Here is a 19,958-nt window from a genome sequence, read left to right as displayed (position 1 = left end):
GACTTATGCCGGTGCAACGGTTGGTGGCTGGGCGATTGGATTCTCTGCTCCTGGTGCGATTGGCTGCTCGGGTGTTCCTTCAGGTGCTACATACTTATCATCGCTACTACATGAGGTAAACCCTAATCCAATGACAAATAATCCTACTGCTAATAATGACTTTAATGTTTTCATGACTCTTAATTTTATTGTTTGACTTTTATTGATTTTTACTGATTCAAAGATGGGAACATTACTACCATATATTTAACCCGTTACGACTTAGAAATATCCCCTTTGGACTATATATTGAAGGAATAAAAAAGGGCTCAGGCATTACGCCCAAACCCTAAACATAGTCATGAAATAATACTATGTCCGAAAACTATATTCGGTAATTGTTTAAGCTCTTTCGACTATACAAAAGTGCGTATACCAAATGGATCTACTTAGTCCAAATAGTCATGACAATACCCCAAAACGACATCGATGTATTTATTGAAAGTTTTATTGTCAATAGACCACCATTCCAATGGCCTTTTATAAACATGACTTACAAATACATACCAAACTAAAATTAATCTTAATGAGATCAAACCAATATTATCAGAAATTACAAATCAAAACTTATAAGTAGCTCATAAAACGTTCAACAATATGCCCCATAGATGATTCATTTCATAGTTATTAGCAACTTCTGTAGTTTGTACATTCTGAAAAACGAAAAAAGGGTCCAGTTTTATACTAGACCCCAAACACTCAAACAAAAAAGGTGTACTACGAACGATATTTTTCAATTGGAAATTCATCAAACACTTTTGCTATTACTTTGTTAATTCTTTTATCTACATTCTTTATTTTACCTTTTAACTCGTCCTGTGCCGTACCTATCCATATAATCTCATTACTGTTTTTGTTAATAAGTACAAGTTGCAATGTGCCTGTTGTAGATGTATATTCCCTACTATCACCAGTACTGGAAGCCATTCCATAACCATTGCATCGACCTCGGATACCATACCTGCCGGTTGTATAGTAATTAGTATTCGTAGAGAAATTACAATGTACTTCTGCATCAACAGCCCACACAATCATTAAATCTGCATCATCTGATTCAGTTAATCCACGCATTCGAGATTCATACCCAATGGCATCTTCTATGCGCTGAATGTTTAAAGCATTAACTTGAGGACTGTTTTCATCACTTTGATAGACAATCTCAAAAGTTGAGAAAAAAGAAAAATTGGCATTTTTTACCTGGTCACTACTTACTTTGGTTGATGAACAACTAGCTAAAATAAATATGCTTGCGATTAATACTGTTAACTTTTTCATGACAATAAATGTTTAAAGATTATTTATTTTGATGATTCAAAGATGAGGACTTTAAAGTCATTGTATTAGTCTTTCAGGACTTAACAATGTTCCAGAAAGACATATGCAGAAATCACATAGCCTATGTTTAATATATCTATTAATAGGAAATTAAATTTTTCTCTAACAAAACTCAGCAGATCATATTTTTAGTTTCCATTTATTATTATCTCTACCTCTTTTGCATATCTCTTTTCCTATTTTTATTTTTATTGATAATAACCAACTAATAAGCTATTTATGACTTCAAACACCAACTCTATTCAAATTACTATTCAAGAAGGTATCTCAAAAAACTATATCAATGGATTTAAAGATGCATTTGGCGGAACCATTGATGATAACAGCCTAGAAGTAAATACAGGCCCTGTTAAGCTAAATATGGCGTTCTATAATATTGAGGGAGTTGAGTTCATGTTTACAGAACTTTATTCTTTAAAACCATTGATCATCACTCGTGAACCAGATAAAGATCCTGAATTATTACATCTTAATATTATCAAAGAAGGTCATTTTGCTCATAAATACAAGGATGAATTAACACAAATGAAAGCCGGAAGTCTAAGGGGTGTTTTTCTTTATAATGGACTTTTCCCAATTGAAGTCGAGTTACCTGCGAAAACAACTATTAAATGGATGGGGTTTAAATTCAATACGCAAAATCTTGGCGAAATATATGATGACTTACCCAAATTATTTGATAAGCTATTTGAAGAAAAAGTTGGCTTAGGATACCATACAAGCTTATCCGCTGAAAATGAGCGCTTACTCTCCGATTTATTCTCATTTAAGGACTTACCAAATGGTAAAGTCCCTCTTATTTCTGCGAGGGCACTTGAAATTTTTACCAATATGGGATTACATTTCAATAAAGAGGTTGAAAAGGATGAATTATCAGGACTCCATGTTCAAGATTATCAAATAATCTCAGATGTTAAGACGAAAATTTTATCGAACCTTGAACAGTCTTTCACTATTGATGAACTATCTAAAGAGTTTGGAGTAAGTCATACCAAATTAAAACAGGACTTTAAGCACTTATTTGGCAATTCCATATACCAGTTTTATAATCACGCTCGGATGGACGAAGCCTATCGGCGATTAAAAACTGGTCAATTTTCTGTTTCTGAAGTTGGATATGATTTAGGTTATTCAAGCCTCTCCAAATTTAGTAGTATGTTTAAAAAAATTAAAGGAGTTCTTCCAACACAGGTTGCTAAAGGCAATTGATTCAAAGGCAAAAGACGGTGATTTAGAATCACCGTCTTTCTATCTTATTATTTACCAATTTCCATTGTTTTTTTTACCGTTTCCTGATATTGAATTGTTTCAGGACGCAGATTCTCAATACCCTCAAAAGGTATACCATGTCGAGTTGGTGTATGTGGATATTTCTCAATCATTGCATCGTGCCTTTTCTTCATCATATCAAATGGTCCCCAGGCCCATAAAAATTGTGCCATCATACCACGCATTTCTCTAGGATCCTGATATAAATCGTAAAAATCATTTTTAACTAAGCCAGGACGTCCTCCTATCCAAACACGCTTGTATTGTTGTTTAATGGTGGCTGCGTGGTAAGGTCCTGTATAAACATGATAATAATCGCGTCTACTTTGTCCATCTCCATACAAGAATACAGCTGTCTGATCAATACCATCGATGATTCTATCACGTGGTATGTATTTAGTCCCACCTCCTAACCTTGCAAATGTTGTATACAAATCATGACATGCAAAAATATCTCCTATAATTGTTCCTGGCTCAATTACACCATCCCACTGCGCAAATGCAGCTACGCGTATTCCCCCTTCTCGATAATCACCTTTTCCTCCATTGAAAACTACTTGATACATCGCTCCAACAACCTCTGTCATAGGCCCATTATCTGCCATGGCAATAACTAATGTATTCTCAGATATTCCCTGAGCTTTCAATTCATCTAAAATTTCACCAATATTTCGATCAAGCTGTTCAATATTTTGCGCAAAATATGAACTATTACTAGTCGTGCGATCCTGTCCAGGCAGAAGGTCATAAACATTTGGCCAATAAGCCAAATAAAATGGTTTGTCATCATGAGCTTTACGTTTTATAAAATCAACTGCTTTCTCTTGATGAATTTTATTTATTTCCCGATAATTATCTAATGTAGGAGGTAAGGTTTCACGAGCTTTTTCTCCTTTTTTTGCTTCAACATCCATAATCCAACCATACGGTCGCCAAGTCTGATCAACCAAATAATCTTTCTCTTGCATGTCTTCACAATAACCTATTGTCATATTGGCATTTTGACCTTGTTCATGCCAGAAAATAGAAGGAAATTGATTATACATTGAAAATTGTGCTTCATCAAATCCCTGGTTATGCATATAGCTTTCCTCAATATCACCTTGGTGTGCTTTCGCAATAAAAGCTGTATTATAACCTGCTTCTGATAATACCTCAGCGATTGTTACTTCTTCGGCTGGTAACCCGCTACCTTCTGGTGGGAATGCAACTGTATGCATACCACTTCTAACCGCTAATCGTCCGGTTAAACAACCAGCTCTGGTAGGCGTACAAGAAGGCTCTGTGTACATACGTGTAAAAGTCATGCCGTCCTCGGCCATTTTATTTAGCCTTGGAGTTTTGAAACCCCTAATGTAATTAAGCTCTTTGATACCAACTTCACCAAAACTATTATCGTCCCACATGATGTGTACAATATTAGGTTTCTTTCCGAATTTCTTTTCAAGAGCTGCTAATTTCTCATCAATTTCCTCGTCCTGTTCTGCCCATTGCATGCCATATTGTTCAAGCAATATGTCCTGCTCTGCATCATGAATTATATTTTGACCTGAAGAATTTGAATAAAATGCAAAAGTGAATACTAATGCGAATAGATAATTTAAGTTCTTAACCATGACTATTATTTTTAATTGTTCAACATTTATTTTTGTTGATACAAAGATGTCATGATCAATTATGATGAATTATCCCGTTTAGACATTCAACATTACCCCAAAAGACATTAATAATTATTTTGGTTCCTGATATTTAAATTTTATGTCTTTCATGCTTTTCAATATAAGATCTATCGATTCTAAATTAGATATAGGTAATTGCACCCAATCTATCGCACTTTCTAATTGAGTGAAGACATTCGTTTCAATTGGAAGACTTGAAGATAAATGATGATAAAGAGTAAGAAAAGCTGCTTGCTTTGGGGTATGTGTCAGAAAAGCAACTCTTTTTTTATGACCAACTAATTGATTGTTTTCTGCAAAGCGAACATATTCATTTACATCATTTATGTCAATTTCCAAATCAGCTAATCTGAAATCTGCAATATAATTATATCGTGCGCTATAATCTATATTAACTAGCTCATCATCTTTTAAATTCAAAATATCTCCGAGTTTTATTACTCCTTTATAAAACTCAATGATAAGCTCAAATTTTGGTAAAATCCTATACTCTATATACTTCATCTTATCAATCAAGCTATACTGTTATTAAAAGCTAACATATTCAAGATAATCAATTGTTGAATAAAAGCAATGAACAAGTATTCTTTTTTTACTTAAGCACCTTAAGTTATTTTATTAATGAACGTATAAAAATAGAGATAAACTAAATAAAAACAGAAGTATTACCAAGAACTATAAATTGATAATTATGTAGCCTTACCCTTAAAAATGAACTAGTTTCAGCCATTGCTGAAAAAGCCGGTATGACTATAATAGATGTTTAAAAGGTAGTTAATACATTTGTATAAAATACAAATCACTCGCTAAGAAAGTAAGCATCCAATCAATTTGTTTGACACATTTTCTATATCTGAGTGTTTAGCCTGCAAAGGTTGAAATCCTCGCGCAGCCTTTCCCCTTTATGGCTACAGAAAAAATTGAGCTGTGTTCTACAAATCTTATATATATTTCCCTATTCATTAAATTCCTCATCATCTATTGACACAAATGAAACCCAAATCAATTGTGTAATATCACCTTTTTATAGAACATTTCATGATATGACCTGTCGAGAACACCTTATACAGGTGTAAAATGATAAAACATGCTAAAATACCTATAGTTGATAAACACATTTTCAGTAATTGTATTCATTTTAGGATATTAATAGTTTTTGTTAAAGAATGAAACGGAGGGTAGACTTCTTATATGTAATACATATGTTTTTTAATTTTGAATATCTCCCACAACATTCCAAAGAGAAATAAGTGTAGTTTTCATCATAATCGTCAACCTGAATATTAAGCCACTCTGGAATTTCGGAGATGACTATTCCTCCAATGCTCCTATTGGAATGGACATCCCAAGGAAAAGAGTCTGTTGACTATTCTCTTTTTTAAAGAAATTACCAATCATAGTAGAGGAACCGATAAAAAAATTGCCATATCGTGCAGACACCCCCATCCCCCAACCAACTACATTTGAATATGTTATTGGCACATAGACGCCTATTTTCTTTGTTTCATATCGCACCGTAAGATTTCCTCGCCATATATTTTTATTAGCAAATTTAACCAGTGAATTATAGTAGTTTGGTCTTATTGAAATTGTAGAATTAACAAACCATTTGGGCCACACACAGTAATCCAGATTTACGCCTATTGTAAGAGGCAAATTTGTTTTGAAACTTCCTCCTTTTATTTCATGAATTTCAATTGATTTCGCAATAGAATCTTTAAGTGCCTCAATGGATCCAACTCCTTTAAAACGCGAATATGGAACATTATTCATTTGCACATTGTAGGAAGCCTTATTATCTATTGCAATGTGCCTTATTTTTCCAACATCGGCAACAACAAGACCTATTTTGTACTTATAGGGAACCCCCTCAACTCCAACTAGGTGATCTGGTATAAACGAATAACTCAAACCCAGATCGTATCCTACACCAATATCTCCGGATTGTTCAACTATATCCCCCCCATCAATCGTTTTACTAAAACTTTCATTAAAGCCATAGTTCAATCGCATATCAAAGTGCGAGATATATTCCTTATCAAAAAAAACATCGATACCATCCATCTCCAAATAGCCTGAACCTGAACCATTCAGTAACTTAACCACAAGCCCACCCGTCAACCAGCTGTTTTCTGTTTTGACGATTGTTGCTGACCAAATAAGACTATATTCAACCCAGCTATTTACTAAAGATCTGAAATACTCATCCTTAATATTCGCTAATGCTTCCGGATTATCAATACCTTGAAATATTTTTATAAAATCATCATTTGACGAATTATAAACTCCATCAGAACGCACATTAATTGAAAACCCAAAAGAGTGTTTCTCATTATGCTTGTATGAAATCGATGGTACCATCAAGCGACCTTTAATATAAAGTAACGACTCTTCCGTTCCCAAAAAGTACTTAAGATCCTTAAAGCTCGTGTTCGTAATGACATCCCAAAAATTTGATGAGATAAAACTTAAATCCCTTTGCAGACCAATATTTCCTGTCAGAAGGTTAATATTCCATTTAGCATCATGTCTGGTTAATTCAGCCGGCTGATTTGAGATGCCAACAAAAGGAAGATATGTGCTGCAATGTACTCCAGTAAACTCTTGCCCACGCATAATCTGAATAGTACAGAATACACATAGACATATCCGTAATATCTTTTTCATTATAATTCATTCGTCATACAATTTAAGTAAAAATCCTGATTTTCTATTTGGCAATAACAACTTTTAAAGCGAGTTTTGATGTTAAGTTTAAAAAAAACATAGCAAAATTATTGAGTTTGAAAAAGAGGCAACCAAAAGCGGTGAAGCGGGAGGCTAAAACTATTATCATCGTTAAACTAAGTTGTTCTACGCTTTAACATTTACAGCTCACATTTATTTGCATCTTGGATCTAATCCAACAGAACAGAATGTTGCTCCATTTGAAAAAATCATCCTTTCAATATGTATCAAATAACATTAAATCGCGAAACTAATTCTTAAAACCAGTTTTTGAGATTGTCAATGATAACGTACAATACAGAATAAAAATGAGTCTCTCCCAACGGTAATTTGGTAAAACATTCCATCAATAAACTTATGTTTTAGTATTTTTTGTTCATCCATTTTTTTCCTAATTGTATATCATTACAAACAAAAAAACAAACAGTAATTCACAGCTAATATATTAGCCTTTTAATTCATAAAACCCTACATTTAGCTAATATTTTAGCTATATGTATACTATTTCTTCCACTCCTGACAGCATCATTAAAGAGTTGGCAAAGCGTCACAAGGCTTTGCGAAAACAACTAAAACTATCGCAAGCGGAATTGGCAGAGCGAGCTGGCGTATCACTCGGAAGTCTTAAACGATTTGAAACAACGGCACAGATTTCATTGGAATCATTATTGAAACTGGCCAACCTTCTCAATCGCTTATCTGATTTTGATGATGTGTTCAAACCTAAAGAAGACAAAGAAGAACTGAAACGATTATTTACAACTTAATTTCTGGGCCATGGAAAGAATCAGAAACATACTTGTCTCTCTAAATATTGAAGGTATGACTTATGATGTTGGAGAGTTAGTTATTAATAATCACCTTATGTACTTTCGCTATCACACCGACTTTATCAAAAGTGGCTTAAACCTTTCCCCAATACGATTACCATTTGATAACGAGATCAATAACACGAATAAGGAGCCCTTTGATGGCCTGTATGGCATTTTCAATGATTCACTGCCTGACGGCTGGGGACGCTTGCTTTTAGATCGCACACTGAGCTCAAAAGGCATTGACATAAGCCTATTAAGCCCTCTGGACAGGTTAGCCTACGTGGGTAATAAGCGTATGGGCGCTCTTTGCTATCAACCACAATTCGAAATAGAAGATTCTCAGATGCAGCTGGAATTAGATCTTATAGCCCGTGAAATGTCCCATCTACTTCTATGTTGTAATTCAAATTTATTTTCACTTCTCTTTATTAAAGTTCAGATATTCAATACAATAATTTTATTGTTATTTTCCTTCGGGTAATACGAAGCCAGAAGGTTACCTTTTCTTGGCAAAGTTATACCGGGCTCGATGCCCGATATAACTTTTAATAACCTTCGGTATAAAACTTCACCGTCGGCCACCATTCTTGGCAGCTTAAATTTAATCTCCTATAAAAACAATCTTCTATCAACGGACATTGTAAAAGCCGCATTTCTGTGTTTAATTTCTATAGGCGGGAGCTGTAGTCTCAAAGAAACGGGCACTGGCAATCAAGCCGCAAGAGATGAGTAACAGTCACTTCGCCTTGTGATTGTTTTTATCGCATTAAATCTAAGACATAACTGAACATACATATTCTTTATCGTTTTTTAGTACATAGCGTATTCGGTTTAATAGTTTCTTTGCAATCCGTATGATTGCCCTGTTTGGGTGCATCCTTTCGCATAATTTATTGTACACCAATGATAGTGCAAGGTCTATCCGGGCAGCTATCCATGCGCTCTCGATGATGGCGTTTCGCAATATCCTATTGGCTCTTGGCGTAACATTCCCCGTTTTTTCTTTTTCTCCTGATGAACTTGTTGTCGGCACTAAACCAATGTATGAACAAAGTGCATCTAGATTCTTAAAACGTTCAATATTTTCTATCTCCTATATGATAACCATTGCTGTATTGGTGGCTATGCCCGGGATACTTGCCAATAACCCATGAAGTGCGCAATACTTACTGTTTTTTGCTGCGGCCCGTATGTCACGTGTCACTTTCAATAGCTTTTTTCTTAACAGCAAATTCGTATCAATCAAATCCTGCAAGACCATTGTGCCGTATTCAGTATTATATGTTACGCTTTGAAGCCATTGAGTGAAATTGTTAGACCAATACTTCGCTGCCTTTTGATGCTCGGAAGGAATAGCTTTGCCATGAAAATAAAGGTTGGACTTTATCCTGTTCTTACCCCTGGCAATATCTTTAACCAAGGTTTTTCTGTAGCGAACCAGACTCCTTAATTCTTCCATCTCAAGCGATGGCACATAAATGCTTCTTAATTCTCCCGAACGTAAAGTCATAGCTAATTTGCGGCTATCCCTGCCGTCTTCTTTTTGTTTTTTCTCTTTATCGGTTGTTGGCACATCTGCCGGATTAACCACAATGTTGTTTATTCCTAATTTATTTAATCGGCGATGGATGGTAAAACCACAAAAACTCGCTTCATAAGCTGAATAATAAGTACCTCCAGGAAAATGCCTGTTCAAATAATTACTAAGGTTTTCGGGCTTGGGGTCTTGACTAAACCTCTTATGGAAATTATTCTCAGTCAAGATTATTACCGACCAACTTCGTAAATGTGTGTCAATTCCTACTTAAATGTTTTGTCCTTTAAACGTTAATTCTTTACTTGTCCGTTGCATAAGCTTTTTAGGTTTTTTGTGAGTATCTTCTTTTATAACAAAGAAGACTTAACTAGCTTATGCTTTTACAAACATACAGTCTCAAAGGTGATAGCACAGACCTTTTGGATGAATTATTTGCCATTGGTGGATCTTCGGGGGGTGCCCGCCCCAAAATTCTGGTGGGCTATAACAAAACAACTTCAGAACTTATTCATGGTTCCCAAGAGCTACCTGAAGGATATGAAGACTGGATCATTAAATTTCCATCCTCAGTTGATAATCCTGAGATAGCCACCATAGAATATGCCTATTATAAGATGGCTTTGACAGCCGGTATGGAGATGAGCGAAAGCCAATTATTTTCCGGAAAATCAGGACAGCCCTATTTTGGCACCAAACGTTTTGACAGGATCCAGGGGCAACGTTTACATATGCATACAGCCTGTGGTATGATGCACGACAACTTCAGGATGAGCACCATGGATTATGGGCATCTGATGGATTGTGCTTTTCAGTTGGAGCGTCATGTGCACGCCTATGAAAAAGTCCTTCGTCTGGCTGTATTTAATGTGTTTGCTCATAACCGCGATGACCACAGTAAGAATTTCGCATTTTTAATGGATGGTCAAGGCAAGTGGCAATTGGCTCCAGCCTATGACCTGACCTTTTCAAATTCGGCCTATGGATTTCACAGTACCATGGTCGCCGGCGAAAGTAAGAATCCCGGAAAGGAACACCTGTTAAAGCTGGCTGATACCTTTAAGGTAAAAAAAGCGAAGTTCATCATTGAAGAAGTGCAGGAAGCTATTAACCAATGGGACAACATTGCAAAAGACTGTGGTGTTTCTAAAGCTGTAAGAGATAACATTGCCAAACACCTGCTATAGGATTATCATACAATGCAAGTATCCAATAATCCTTTTAAAACCGTCTACTCTTTCTTCGTTTACTATTTCTCTTTTGTTGGTTCCTGCTTTTACGCTCCCCCCAATCCTGATAATTAAGAACCTCCATTATAAACTGATGGTTCACCTTGTCCCAAAGACTTCTGTCCTGCCTATTTCGATGTGATCCCGAATTGAATGGTGATTGCTCAAGGACTCTTGCAGCCATGTACTTCAGATGATTCTGCACGGCCTTTTGCACCACTTCCTGCTGTTCACTATTCAGTTGTAATGCTATTTGATTATAAGCACTACAAGTCTCCAAATTCAGCCCTTTTAGTGCAATCTCATTGACTCCCTTATTCACAAATGACCTTTCCTGGTGCACAATATCTGTAAGCTTATTTTGCTGGGTAAACTCACGGACAATAGCATAAAACTGGTCATTGGTTAAGACAAAGCCTTGCAGACGCATTCGGTGTCTTTTTAATAAAAATTGAGCGTCTAGGACTGTTTTATCCAAAGGCGAATAGATATTCAGGTTACCATTCTTCGTTAATGTAAAGGGCAATAAATTTTGCCTGATAAATGCCTCACGCAACTCATCGATGGTGTAGAATCGATAGTTTTTGTTCAGGTCCTTCAGAATGTGTTCCGTCTTTCGAAGCAGTTTCTGATGCAGTTCTTCATTCAACGCTTTAGTCTTATTAACAGACAGGTTGGGTGGCTCTTTAAATTGAGATAAGGCAATGGGGTGGCGCAAGGTTTGTCCATGACTGTCTTTAACTATGACCGTTTGCCCCTGATCTGATTGGTAAAGCTCCAGGTTAAAGGCTTTCAATATGTCGAAGTATTCCTGCCGACTGACGATATTGGACTGATTGAGCAGCTTAAAGACCTGTTGAATACCTTCATGCAGATGTGTACTATGAATGGTGGGAATCAGATTTACTTTGTCCGTTTTTTTTGATTTTACTTCTAAACAATAGCGCTGTTGCAGCTCCTGTATAAACTGATTGACTTTCCGCTTTTCATTGCTGTCATTGATCTTCTTTTGTGTTATTACATTGATACGTGTGGAGACGATATGAAAATGGCTGCGTTTCAAATCTGCATGTTCATACACAAAGTAGGGCTGTGCCCCGTAACCCATGTATTTCATAAAGGCATCTATTTCCTTTTTCACCCCCTCTTTGGTGAGTATCTCCAGCTCCTCATTGGTTGGATTCACCGATACATGAAAGCACTTGTTGTGACAGCGGGTATTACCATTTTCAATGGCTAACAATTGAGCCAGACGCTGTGATGCCGGATAGACAAAAGGCCTTAGCTCCGTCGTATTGCGACTATGAAAGAAGTGAGCCTGCCCCTGCTCCACCTTCTGTTCGTTATAGTTAAAAGCCTCTTTGGTTGATGCCGTCTGATGAATCTTAATTACCACACTATTTGATTTTACGCAGGTACTGCCCCAACAAGGCATAACAATCCTTCAGAATCTCAAAACAGTCTTTAAACGTTTGTTGATCCTGTTCCGTCAACATGTAGGTGTTATAGGCATTCAATTTGTGCGCCACCTGGTTCAGGTTCGTTCCTATTTTCGTCAGGTTATAATCCATTGTCTTAAAAATTCTGATGTAGTCATCACTGACTGTGATGCGTTTTGTTAAACGTTCTTTTAACAAGCGTTCCCGTGCATAGTCACTGATTGAATTGTACTTTTCGTCTTTCGCTTTAGTGCTTATAATTTGCTTCTCCTTTAAGGTCAATCGAATTTTGAACTGCACTATTCGCTTAAAGTTTTCTTCTGATTGCAAAGTCATCTTCCATCCTCTTTATTGATCATACACTCAATTTTCACTACTCCTCGAAGAGCAAGAGAAACGTTTTTGTGTGTACACAAAAACACATCTTGCGTCCACTTCGTAAGGGTTAATTCTTTGCACTTCTTTTGGATAAAAAAGAGCACTAAAAAAAGGAAAAGAGGACGTTTCCACTTTTCCTTTTCGACTATGAATTAGCTGTCATCATCCCCCCACTTTGGCAGTCTTTCCCCCGACGTCTCGGGCCATGCCCTGCTTCTGTGTTTCGGATTTTTCTTGTGCCTGTTTCGCTGTCTTCTCCGGTTTGAAGTTGGTAAAACCCAGGTTCCGTTCGGCCGGATTGATCTGCAGTATTGCGGAAAATAGCTTGTTGTTGCGTCCCGTCATACCCTTCAGCTGAACCTTCTCCCCGTTGGACAGTTTCTCCTTCTGTGCTGCCGTCAGGGTCACCCCTTTTATTGTATCCGCTATCTGAATATTCTTCTGCTTCAGCGGAATGATCTCATTGGTCTTGGCATCAATGCCGATGTAATACATATCTTTCTTACCGGAGAAATCCTGCAGTTCAATGGCCTTGCCAATGTTCTTATCCTGCAGCAACGCCGCCTTCTCCTCCTTGGAAAAGCTATGTCCCATATAGCTATCCGGTATGTGCAGGCGCTGAATCGGATGAATGCGCACCTTTATCTCACCCTCTTCCCTTTGAAGGCGTATTTTAGCCGGTATACGGTAGTTCTCCTCATTGATCTTCGCTCTGACCGTGTACAATTTCTGAGAACGAAATCCATTGAGAAAATCGCTTAGTTCCTTTTGATCCATCTTCTCGATAAAATCCCTTTTGACACCCATCTTCTCCAGTTTATCCATGGGTACCTCGTCCAGTCCATAACGTGTTTTTTGTTCCATCATTTCAATATTTAGGGGTTTAACAATAATTTCTATCAGCATGGTTTCATCCGTTGTTGACAGATAGCCTGTATATCATTGTAGATACGCCGCCGGTTCCCTTCCAATACCTTTGACTGGTCATCGAAGGCATAAAAGTCCGGAATGTCCATTTCCTTTTTTATGTTGATTGTTCGCGGTTTGATCAGGGCGTTGAAACTTTTTCGGGTGATGGGCTGCTCAAAGCTATCCGCCACCTGCCCTACCATATAGCCTTGTGGCAATGTGGCTATCTTACCCTCCGGCACCAGGTAGTCCATCTGCGTCGAGATAGTAGATGACTGTGTTGCCCTGTTTATACTCAGCGACTGACGCTCCTGCAGCACCTTGCCCATTCGACTTTGTATGTAACGTGCCGTCTCCCCGGTCGCCTGGCCGGAAAATACATTACCAATATTCGTCAGTATGGCGTTAGCTGCCTCCTTGCCGTAATCCCGCACCAGCTGGTCGATGGTCTGTATCCCCAGTAAGCTTGATATTTTATTGCTGCGGGCCGTGGCGATAAGCGTATCCAATCCCCTGAAATAGATGGTGGGCAGCTCATCAAAGATCAGGGAAGAAGGCCGTTGCCCTTTCTTGTTGATGATCTTCAACATGCGGGTGATAAACAGGGACAGTACCGCCCCATATATCTCAATGCGCAAGGGGTTATTAGCGAGACAAAGCACCTTCGGGTGTTCCGGGTTATTGATGTCCAGTGTGAAGTCATTGCCTGAGCATATCCAGTAAATCTCCGGTGTGATAATTTTCGATATGGCAATTTTCAGGCTGCCCAATTGCCCTTCCAGCTGCTCACTGGCACCTCGTTGGTGTGCATTGATAAACGGGTTGATGATGTTCACCACATCCTGTTCGGTGGCCATGATCTCAAAGAGCTCATCGTAATCCAGTTGCAAGAGCTCAATGGCATGGGGCAAGGTGCAGTATTTCCCATCTTCATAGCGTTTTAAAAACCAGATGACAGCCGCGAAGAAGGTCACCGCCGATTCCGAGAAAAACTCACCTTGTTTACGTATCCATTCCCGGTTCAGGTTATACAGAACCGTTCGTGATGCCTCAAAGGCATCGATGGGACTATCCATCAGCTCCGGAGCCAGAGGATTACAACGTTGACTCTTGCTGATATCATCCAGGTTAATAACACAGAAGCGCGTATGAACCGGCTGGTACCCATTGACTTTCCCCCTCAGGTATTGCGTATAAGCCAGTGATGACAAGTCCGGGTATTTAAAGTCATAGACACACATGGAAAAACCTTTCCGAAGGTGTTGTGATATAAAAGGTTGCACCACCCCAAAAGATTTACCAGAACCAGGTGTGCCGATGACCATGGTCGCACGAAATGGATTCACCACATTGATCCACCCCTGCCGGACCTTATTGTTGTAGATGTATTCACTGCACAGGTTCACCGACCACTCATTACTTCTGAGCACCTCATCCTGCAAAAAACTTTCATTACCCGTGTTAAAACGGTCCTTCATCAGGTTAACACTAATGAGCTTACTGACATTATCAAATCCCACGTTGACCATCACAAAAGCCACCAATGAACTTATCATGTAAGCCAGGGGCTGTCGGGGCAAGAACCATAAGCTTGCCCAGTAAAAGACTAATCCGGACAATATCTGAAGCACGATAAGCGTAACCGTCAGCTCCGGCTGTTTCTGCGCTTTGGTTCCCAGGCAGGTGATCAACAACACAACAAGGGTCAATAGCTTGGAAGGCACCAACTCAGATAGAAAATGCAGTCGCAGCAGCTTCTCCACTACAAAGCCCAATTCTTCCAGATACAAGTTGTGTGCAATGAAAAAATCCATGCAAGTCAGGTAAAAGGAAAGCAAGAGCAAGAGGTAGCTGATAAAGCGAAATGCTTCATGCAGTCGTATCAACTGGGTACCTTCGCTGTGTGACATGTTTCTGTGAGTTAGAAGTTAGTTGTTAAGAGTTATCATTTATCCGGTCTCATTTCTTCATAGTACCGGCGCCTTCAGGATATCCTTATCCGTCAACGTAAGACGCAGGTTACGCCCGGTATACCCCTCCGTTCCTTCCTGAAGACTAATCTCCATCTGCTTATGCTGAGGGATGGTGAAACTTTTAAAGGCGAGTACCATGGTCTTTTGAGCCTTTGGAGATATGCTTAATTGGGATGATGAAGCCCGTTTGGGCTCGATCAGGTATTCCTGCACATTGGCAGCTTTCTTCGGTTTCTTATCCCGCATGAGAAAGGAGGGCGTCGTTGTTTTATAGATCAGACCGGAGTGGTTATATATCGTCAACCTGATGAATAATAAGTCATCTTTGAGCCGGATATCATCCAACGACAGCTCAATTTGTTTGCTTTGCCTGGTACGAATAGGCTTTCTTGTGCACTCCTTTCTTTTGAGCTTTTCCATGCTGTCCAATACTTTATGCAAGGGCATCTCCGCATCAGGCAGTTCCTTGAGTTTATCCCCATGGAAATCCATGAGCTTTAACTGCAAGGGAGAATGTTTTTCGTAGCTGACGATCAAACCATATAGCTTACCGACACATAAAATCGTTAGCGAAGTGCTATCCTTAAAGGAAGTAATGGCTTTCACCCGCACCATATTGGGCCATGCCGGAACCGCTTCAGCCAACAGTTTTGTGTGACTACCCACCTGCACATAAGTAACTGCCGCCGGGCAGATGATGTGCAGCGTTGACTGTTCCGATACCTGTATATGGTTTTGAGCGATGCTGCCCAGGTAGAACAGAATAGCAAGAGTTATTACTAGTGGACGTTTCATGGTAATTGGTTTTAAGTAGTTAATCGTTTTTAAGTATCAGCACCGAGTTTTGACGGAGGTAAACCCGTTTGAGTTTAACCCGCTTGATCACCGTCTTACTCAGGTTAGCAGCCGCATTCACCCCCATGTATGATAAAGGATCGTCGGATGCCGAGAACAGTACCGATGGATTCACACCGCCTGCCACATCCTTATAAACCTTACGATTCACATTATCCGGCACATAAAGCCCTTTAATGCCATCCAGGTCATAGGCACTGAGACTGACTGGGATAAAATCCTCTTGATAAGGCAGGCTGGTGATTAACAGTTGTAAGCGCTCGTTATCCGTTTTACACAAGGCATAGATCAATGTGCCTTTTCGAATAGTCCTGCCATTGACCTGTGTATCCTGTATCAGGCGTAACATCACCCGGTTACCCGTCAGTACTTTGGTGTTTTGAACCACCTGTGCTTTTATGCTTTGATTGTCCACAGATGGCTGCTCAAATCCCTGCTTTGCTGTCAATTCAACTACAAAACTCTTGCGTTTCACTGGCTGAACAGGACCAGGTAAGGGCACTGTGGTAAGCTGTCTGCTTAATGAATCATTTTGTCGCATGAGCTGTTCATGGGCATCCACCAGCTCCGTCAAGTCATCCAGTTCCACACCCGGCTGATACGTTCTTTTATCAGCCGTCCGCGCTTCTTCTCTGGCACTCGCCTGGTAAGTCCTTATGCCCCTGTGACTTCTTGTCTTTGAGGATCGAGCTGTTGCCTGCCTTTGAGCACTTGTCCTCAGACCTGTCGGGGCATCTTCTGTTTGCAGCTGCAAAGCCTCCCTGGAAAGCAACTCCTGTCTTTTCACATGTGCCATAAGCAGCTCATTGCTTTGCTCCACCGGCACCTTTTCTGTCAGCTCCAGAGGTGTTTTGGGGAGTGCTGTATCCACCTCAATTTTTATCTGCTCCATTGGTTCATCCACTTTCACCTGTTGGTATGCCTCCTGCTTATCGAGGATACTAATATCCCGGTTGGCATCCGGCAGCTGGTAGTTGACACCAATGGCTTTCGTCTCAACATTTTCATTTTCATCAGCACTGGCACCTCCCAGGATATAAAAGATCAGGACGATGAAAGGTAAGAGCCCCAATGGCAGGATAAACAGTGCTTTGTATTTCTTAATCAGTGTTTTCATCTATTCGCTTGTTTAGTAGTTGTTCAAAGGAATCGACCGGCCATGCAAAGGGGCTGTTGGATAGCTGAGTACTGTCATTTCCCGGTACATTCGTAAGCACACTATCTCCGGGTATCACTAATGCGCGGTGATGCAAGGCTAAATGCGGCTGCATAAACGACAGAATATACAGGCAAAAGAGAGTACCCAGAATAGCGATCCATTTGATTTTTCGTTTTTGCCGGCTAAGGCCTCTGTCTTGCCCATCCGCTTTTTCCAACAAGGCCTTGGTATAGTTTTTAAGGTTGTTCATCATAGCTGTTGATTTTATAAAAGCCATTAAAAATTCGTTCGACGTGTGGTTTGTATATCCATGTTATCCTCGATCATCCAGCCTTCGATTAAAAAGCCATGCGTATTGTTATCCGTCCTTGAGATATTACGAAGGTGACCACTGGTTATCAGTTGACGGATGGTGGTATTGGATTTACGCACAATCTTCTGCTTGCCGTAGTAGCTAAATCGATAGGGGTATGCCGAGAAATCCACCCTTATGGAATCACTCTGCAAAGTCATGCTGATATCCGAGGCGATCACCCGGTTATAGAGATTGTTCTCTTTGAAAGTACGGTACTGTTTCATGGCACTCTTATCCGCCAGGTAAAGTGCCTCCCGTATATTGTTCTCGATATACGCTTTATCTGGCTCCAGGGTAAAGAAGAGCTCATGAAAGCGCTTCACATGGTGACGGGCTTCAGCCGATCGGTTCTCCGAGATATCCGCTCTTAGTGCCAGTAAAAGAGACTGACCATTATCCAGTACGTAAATTTTCTTACGGGACTCTTTCACCAGCTGTAAGGAGCTCACAAAAGTATATACCCCTGCTCCAATGGACAGGATGGTGGTCGCCAGCAGCACATAGACTGTGAACCGGAACTGGCGTTGTATGTTGAATAGTTGTTTCATAATGAATCAATAGCTCATTGGACGATCAGATTATTTCAGGCTGCCTTTGGAGACCGCCATCATGGCAGCCGTTCTGAGCATGCGGCCTCCACCAGTGTTGGTCCCCGATGCATTCACGATCCAGGTAGCTATCTTAGGCACCATCACCAGCCCGCAGATACCACATACCGGCACGATCAGGTTCGTCACAAAAAAGAGCGACGACTGGTACATGCCCATGGAGTTAATCAGGTTAATCTCAAAATCCAGCACATAGATGAGCAGGTGTTGCGTCAGCGCCAGGATGATCAGCGCGATGGGCAGGTAGAGGTTCACATTGACAAAGCGCGCTATCCACTGCAGGTAGTTATCCTGAAAACCATCGAAGATCGACACCGCAAACACCAGTGGACCAAAGATGACCAACAAGACACAAAAGATGGTGCGTAAAAAAGCAATCAGGTAAACCACCACCTCAAAGGCCACTTCCGTCACCTGTCGCAGCCCCTCCATGATGTAATAGCTGATCTGATTCCGCAGCGCCCGTCCACTCACAATGTTATAGGTGGTGAGCAGCACGTTGATGCCCTTATCCCACAGGTCTGCTTCCTTCTCTTCGTTCTCCACAAATAGTGGCATGTCCGTCATCAGGATGGCATTCTGCTTCTCCTGCAGCTTCTCACTCACCAGTGGCTGCTGGTTATTGTAGATGGCTTCCGACAGCTGCGTCAATCCTTGCGTTGGCACCAGAAGTATCTGGATAAAAGCACCCCAAAAGGTGATGACTAAAACCAGGGCAAAGGGACGCAACAAGGGTAAGATCATAATGGGATTGTCAGCTATCAGCTGCTCAAAGATACGTCTGGCAATAAACAGAAAAGCCGCGATACCACCGATGGCCCTTGCCATATCCACCAGCAGGCGTGCATGCTCAATGCCTGTTTGAATCAGGCTATCTGTGAATTCAAAAAAGTTCTCAATGTTCATGATCATCGTGTTAAGGGGATTAAATCTCAATTACAACTGTCCTAAAAAGCCCAGGTGACAGGTCCTCGCCTGGTTCTCATGACGCTTGCTTCCTATCTTGCGTGCCGTATAGTAGATGGTGCCCGTCAGCTGTCTGACCTGCTGGTTTAATGCCTCCATGGCTTTGACCTTATCCCCTTGCTCAGCATCCAGTTGGTTGATCATCTGCAGCTCATCCAGGCAATCCCGTATCGCCTGTTCAAAAGCACAACTAATGTCCTGCGGCGCCTCATGTCGATATAGTTCCTCCAAAGCCATGTAAGCCTTGTCAAAAACCTGCGTGGTCTGATAGATATCCGGTAAACCTTTTAGGCGACTTTGCCGCAAGAAGTCTTCAATGGCTTCATGTGCCTCCTGGTTCAGCTTAATGCCTTTCACCGCTTGCATCGACTTTTCCATGGTGTTCTTATCAATCGTTTTTAAGACCAGGCTGACCGCACCCAGCAGCCCCAGTTCGGCATAACTCTTCACATCGTAAGCCAGCATGGAGCCCACATAGTAATAGTACTGCGTTGGAAAGATGCCGATGAAGGTATGAGCCTTGGGTGGCAGCCAGCCTTTCCAGCAGATAAATGTAAAAGGATAGTCCCCATTCATCTCCGGGTATTGACCGTTCCATTCCTTGGTGGCGATAAAACTTTGCGCCCGGTTTGTATCAGCCACCACTAACAAGAGTATCATCAGGTATAACAATTTGGCATTCATGACTA

The 19,958-nt window shown here is 40.2% G+C and carries 21 protein-coding genes; 4 read left to right on the top strand and 17 right to left on the bottom strand.

Features of this window, described 5'->3' with window-relative positions:
• Positions 1-3: 3 nt before the first annotated feature.
• Positions 4-174 (bottom strand): hypothetical protein, encoded by a 171-nt coding sequence (locus tag ACRD69_RS15050; RefSeq protein WP_430815926.1) that lies wholly within the window; start codon positions 172-174, stop codon positions 4-6.
• A gap of 582 nt (positions 175-756) precedes the next feature.
• Complete coding sequence (locus ACRD69_RS15045; RefSeq protein WP_430815925.1) at positions 757-1,314, bottom strand: DUF4136 domain-containing protein; 558 nt, start codon at positions 1,312-1,314, stop codon at positions 757-759.
• Between the two features lie 279 nt (positions 1,315-1,593).
• Between ACRD69_RS15045 and ACRD69_RS15040 the strand changes: the two genes are divergently transcribed.
• A complete protein-coding gene (locus ACRD69_RS15040; protein ID WP_430815924.1) occupies positions 1,594-2,583 on the top strand; it encodes a helix-turn-helix domain-containing protein in 990 nt (329 codons plus the stop codon).
• 47 nt (positions 2,584-2,630) lie between these two features.
• Here the strand turns inward: ACRD69_RS15040 and ACRD69_RS15035 are convergent, their stop codons facing one another.
• The 3 genes from ACRD69_RS15035 to ACRD69_RS15025 all read right to left on the bottom strand — a co-directional run bounded on the left by ACRD69_RS15035 (position 2,631) and on the right by ACRD69_RS15025 (position 6,989).
• The gene (locus tag ACRD69_RS15035; RefSeq protein WP_430815923.1) at positions 2,631-4,259 is read right to left on the bottom strand and encodes a sulfatase-like hydrolase/transferase; all 1,629 of its coding nucleotides are present in this window, start codon (positions 4,257-4,259) and stop codon (positions 2,631-2,633) included.
• Between the two features lie 114 nt (positions 4,260-4,373).
• The gene (locus ACRD69_RS15030; protein WP_430815922.1) at positions 4,374-4,826 is read right to left on the bottom strand and encodes a hypothetical protein; all 453 of its coding nucleotides are present in this window, start codon (positions 4,824-4,826) and stop codon (positions 4,374-4,376) included.
• Between the two features lie 807 nt (positions 4,827-5,633).
• Complete coding sequence (locus ACRD69_RS15025; protein WP_430815921.1) at positions 5,634-6,989, bottom strand: DUF5723 family protein; 1,356 nt, start codon at positions 6,987-6,989, stop codon at positions 5,634-5,636.
• A gap of 554 nt (positions 6,990-7,543) precedes the next feature.
• Between ACRD69_RS15025 and ACRD69_RS15020 the strand changes: the two genes are divergently transcribed.
• Both ACRD69_RS15020 and ACRD69_RS15015 read left to right on the top strand, forming a co-directional pair.
• Positions 7,544-7,816 (top strand): helix-turn-helix domain-containing protein, encoded by a 273-nt coding sequence (locus ACRD69_RS15020; protein ID WP_430815920.1) that lies wholly within the window; start codon positions 7,544-7,546, stop codon positions 7,814-7,816.
• A 10-nt stretch (positions 7,817-7,826) separates the two neighbouring features.
• A complete protein-coding gene (locus ACRD69_RS15015; protein ID WP_430815919.1) occupies positions 7,827-8,345 on the top strand; it encodes a HipA N-terminal domain-containing protein in 519 nt (172 codons plus the stop codon).
• A 291-nt stretch (positions 8,346-8,636) separates the two neighbouring features.
• On the opposite strand, the gene ACRD69_RS15010 is transcribed toward ACRD69_RS15015, so the two are convergent.
• Positions 8,637-8,945: a transposase gene (locus ACRD69_RS15010; RefSeq protein WP_430815929.1), complete on the bottom strand. Its 309-nt coding sequence runs from the start codon at positions 8,943-8,945 to the stop codon at positions 8,637-8,639.
• Positions 8,946-8,957: 12 nt separating this feature from the next.
• Positions 8,958-9,662: an IS110 family transposase gene (locus ACRD69_RS15005; RefSeq protein WP_430815928.1), complete on the bottom strand. Its 705-nt coding sequence runs from the start codon at positions 9,660-9,662 to the stop codon at positions 8,958-8,960.
• Positions 9,663-9,775: 113 nt separating this feature from the next.
• Here ACRD69_RS15005 and ACRD69_RS15000 point away from each other — a divergent pair, with 113 nt between their 5' ends.
• A complete protein-coding gene (locus ACRD69_RS15000) occupies positions 9,776-10,585 on the top strand; it encodes a type II toxin-antitoxin system HipA family toxin (protein WP_430815918.1) in 810 nt (269 codons plus the stop codon).
• A gap of 34 nt (positions 10,586-10,619) precedes the next feature.
• On the opposite strand, the gene ACRD69_RS14995 is transcribed toward ACRD69_RS15000, so the two are convergent.
• The 10 genes from ACRD69_RS14995 to ACRD69_RS14950 form a co-directional block, all read right to left on the bottom strand.
• Entirely contained in the window at positions 10,620-12,023 is a 1,404-nt protein-coding gene (locus ACRD69_RS14995; RefSeq protein WP_430815917.1) for a relaxase/mobilization nuclease domain-containing protein, read from the bottom strand.
• Between the two features lies 1 nt (position 12,024).
• Positions 12,025-12,402, bottom strand: coding sequence for a plasmid mobilization protein (locus tag ACRD69_RS14990; protein ID WP_430815916.1), 378 nt, complete (start codon positions 12,400-12,402; stop codon positions 12,025-12,027).
• Positions 12,403-12,606: 204 nt separating this feature from the next.
• Positions 12,607-13,350, bottom strand: coding sequence for a DUF3945 domain-containing protein (locus ACRD69_RS14985; protein ID WP_430815915.1), 744 nt, complete (start codon positions 13,348-13,350; stop codon positions 12,607-12,609).
• On the bottom strand, positions 13,344-15,263 hold the full coding sequence (locus tag ACRD69_RS14980) for a type IV secretory system conjugative DNA transfer family protein (protein WP_430815914.1): 1,920 nt from the start codon (positions 15,261-15,263) through the stop codon (positions 13,344-13,346). The genes ACRD69_RS14985 and ACRD69_RS14980 overlap by 7 nt, the downstream gene beginning before the upstream one ends.
• A gap of 57 nt (positions 15,264-15,320) precedes the next feature.
• Positions 15,321-16,121, bottom strand: coding sequence for a DUF4138 domain-containing protein (locus ACRD69_RS14975; protein ID WP_430815913.1), 801 nt, complete (start codon positions 16,119-16,121; stop codon positions 15,321-15,323).
• A gap of 19 nt (positions 16,122-16,140) precedes the next feature.
• Positions 16,141-17,298, bottom strand: coding sequence for a conjugative transposon protein TraM (gene traM, locus ACRD69_RS14970; RefSeq protein WP_430815912.1), 1,158 nt, complete (start codon positions 17,296-17,298; stop codon positions 16,141-16,143).
• On the bottom strand, positions 17,282-17,593 hold the full coding sequence (locus ACRD69_RS14965; RefSeq protein WP_430815911.1) for a hypothetical protein: 312 nt from the start codon (positions 17,591-17,593) through the stop codon (positions 17,282-17,284). The genes traM and ACRD69_RS14965 overlap by 17 nt, the downstream gene beginning before the upstream one ends.
• A gap of 23 nt (positions 17,594-17,616) precedes the next feature.
• On the bottom strand, positions 17,617-18,243 hold the full coding sequence (traK, locus tag ACRD69_RS14960) for a conjugative transposon protein TraK (RefSeq protein WP_430815910.1): 627 nt from the start codon (positions 18,241-18,243) through the stop codon (positions 17,617-17,619).
• Positions 18,244-18,273: 30 nt separating this feature from the next.
• Positions 18,274-19,209, bottom strand: a complete 936-nt coding sequence (locus tag ACRD69_RS14955; RefSeq protein ID WP_430815909.1) for a TraJ family protein — start codon at positions 19,207-19,209, stop codon at positions 18,274-18,276.
• 30 nt (positions 19,210-19,239) lie between these two features.
• Complete coding sequence (locus ACRD69_RS14950; RefSeq protein WP_430815908.1) at positions 19,240-19,953, bottom strand: hypothetical protein; 714 nt, start codon at positions 19,951-19,953, stop codon at positions 19,240-19,242.
• Positions 19,954-19,958 lie beyond the last annotated feature (5 nt).

Origin of the sequence: Carboxylicivirga agarovorans, assembly GCF_050589845.1 — a bacterium.
GTDB classification, from domain to species: Bacteria; Bacteroidota; Bacteroidia; order Bacteroidales; family Marinilabiliaceae; genus Carboxylicivirga; species Carboxylicivirga agarovorans.
This window is presented reverse-complemented; position numbering and strand designations above follow the sequence as displayed.

Coding starts and splice junctions, on each gene's coding strand:
- ACRD69_RS15050 (WP_430815926.1), bottom strand. CDS start 174: ATGAAAACATTAAAGTCATTATTAGCAGTAGGATTATTTGTCATTGGA.
- ACRD69_RS15045 (WP_430815925.1), bottom strand. CDS start 1,314: ATGAAAAAGTTAACAGTATTAATCGCAAGCATATTTATTTTAGCTAGT.
- ACRD69_RS15040 (WP_430815924.1), top strand. CDS start 1,594: ATGACTTCAAACACCAACTCTATTCAAATTACTATTCAAGAAGGTATC.
- ACRD69_RS15035 (WP_430815923.1), bottom strand. CDS start 4,259: ATGGTTAAGAACTTAAATTATCTATTCGCATTAGTATTCACTTTTGCA.
- ACRD69_RS15030 (WP_430815922.1), bottom strand. CDS start 4,826: ATGAAGTATATAGAGTATAGGATTTTACCAAAATTTGAGCTTATCATT.
- ACRD69_RS15025 (WP_430815921.1), bottom strand. CDS start 6,989: ATGAAAAAGATATTACGGATATGTCTATGTGTATTCTGTACTATTCAG.
- ACRD69_RS15020 (WP_430815920.1), top strand. CDS start 7,544: ATGTATACTATTTCTTCCACTCCTGACAGCATCATTAAAGAGTTGGCA.
- ACRD69_RS15015 (WP_430815919.1), top strand. CDS start 7,827: ATGGAAAGAATCAGAAACATACTTGTCTCTCTAAATATTGAAGGTATG.
- ACRD69_RS15000 (WP_430815918.1), top strand. CDS start 9,776: ATGCTTTTACAAACATACAGTCTCAAAGGTGATAGCACAGACCTTTTG.
- ACRD69_RS14990 (WP_430815916.1), bottom strand. CDS start 12,402: ATGACTTTGCAATCAGAAGAAAACTTTAAGCGAATAGTGCAGTTCAAA.
- ACRD69_RS14985 (WP_430815915.1), bottom strand. CDS start 13,350: ATGCTGATAGAAATTATTGTTAAACCCCTAAATATTGAAATGATGGAA.
- ACRD69_RS14980 (WP_430815914.1), bottom strand. CDS start 15,263: ATGTCACACAGCGAAGGTACCCAGTTGATACGACTGCATGAAGCATTT.
- ACRD69_RS14975 (WP_430815913.1), bottom strand. CDS start 16,121: ATGAAACGTCCACTAGTAATAACTCTTGCTATTCTGTTCTACCTGGGC.
- traM (WP_430815912.1), bottom strand. CDS start 17,298: ATGAAAACACTGATTAAGAAATACAAAGCACTGTTTATCCTGCCATTG.
- ACRD69_RS14965 (WP_430815911.1), bottom strand. CDS start 17,593: ATGATGAACAACCTTAAAAACTATACCAAGGCCTTGTTGGAAAAAGCG.
- traK (WP_430815910.1), bottom strand. CDS start 18,243: ATGAAACAACTATTCAACATACAACGCCAGTTCCGGTTCACAGTCTAT.
- ACRD69_RS14955 (WP_430815909.1), bottom strand. CDS start 19,209: ATGAACATTGAGAACTTTTTTGAATTCACAGATAGCCTGATTCAAACA.
- ACRD69_RS14950 (WP_430815908.1), bottom strand. CDS start 19,953: ATGAATGCCAAATTGTTATACCTGATGATACTCTTGTTAGTGGTGGCT.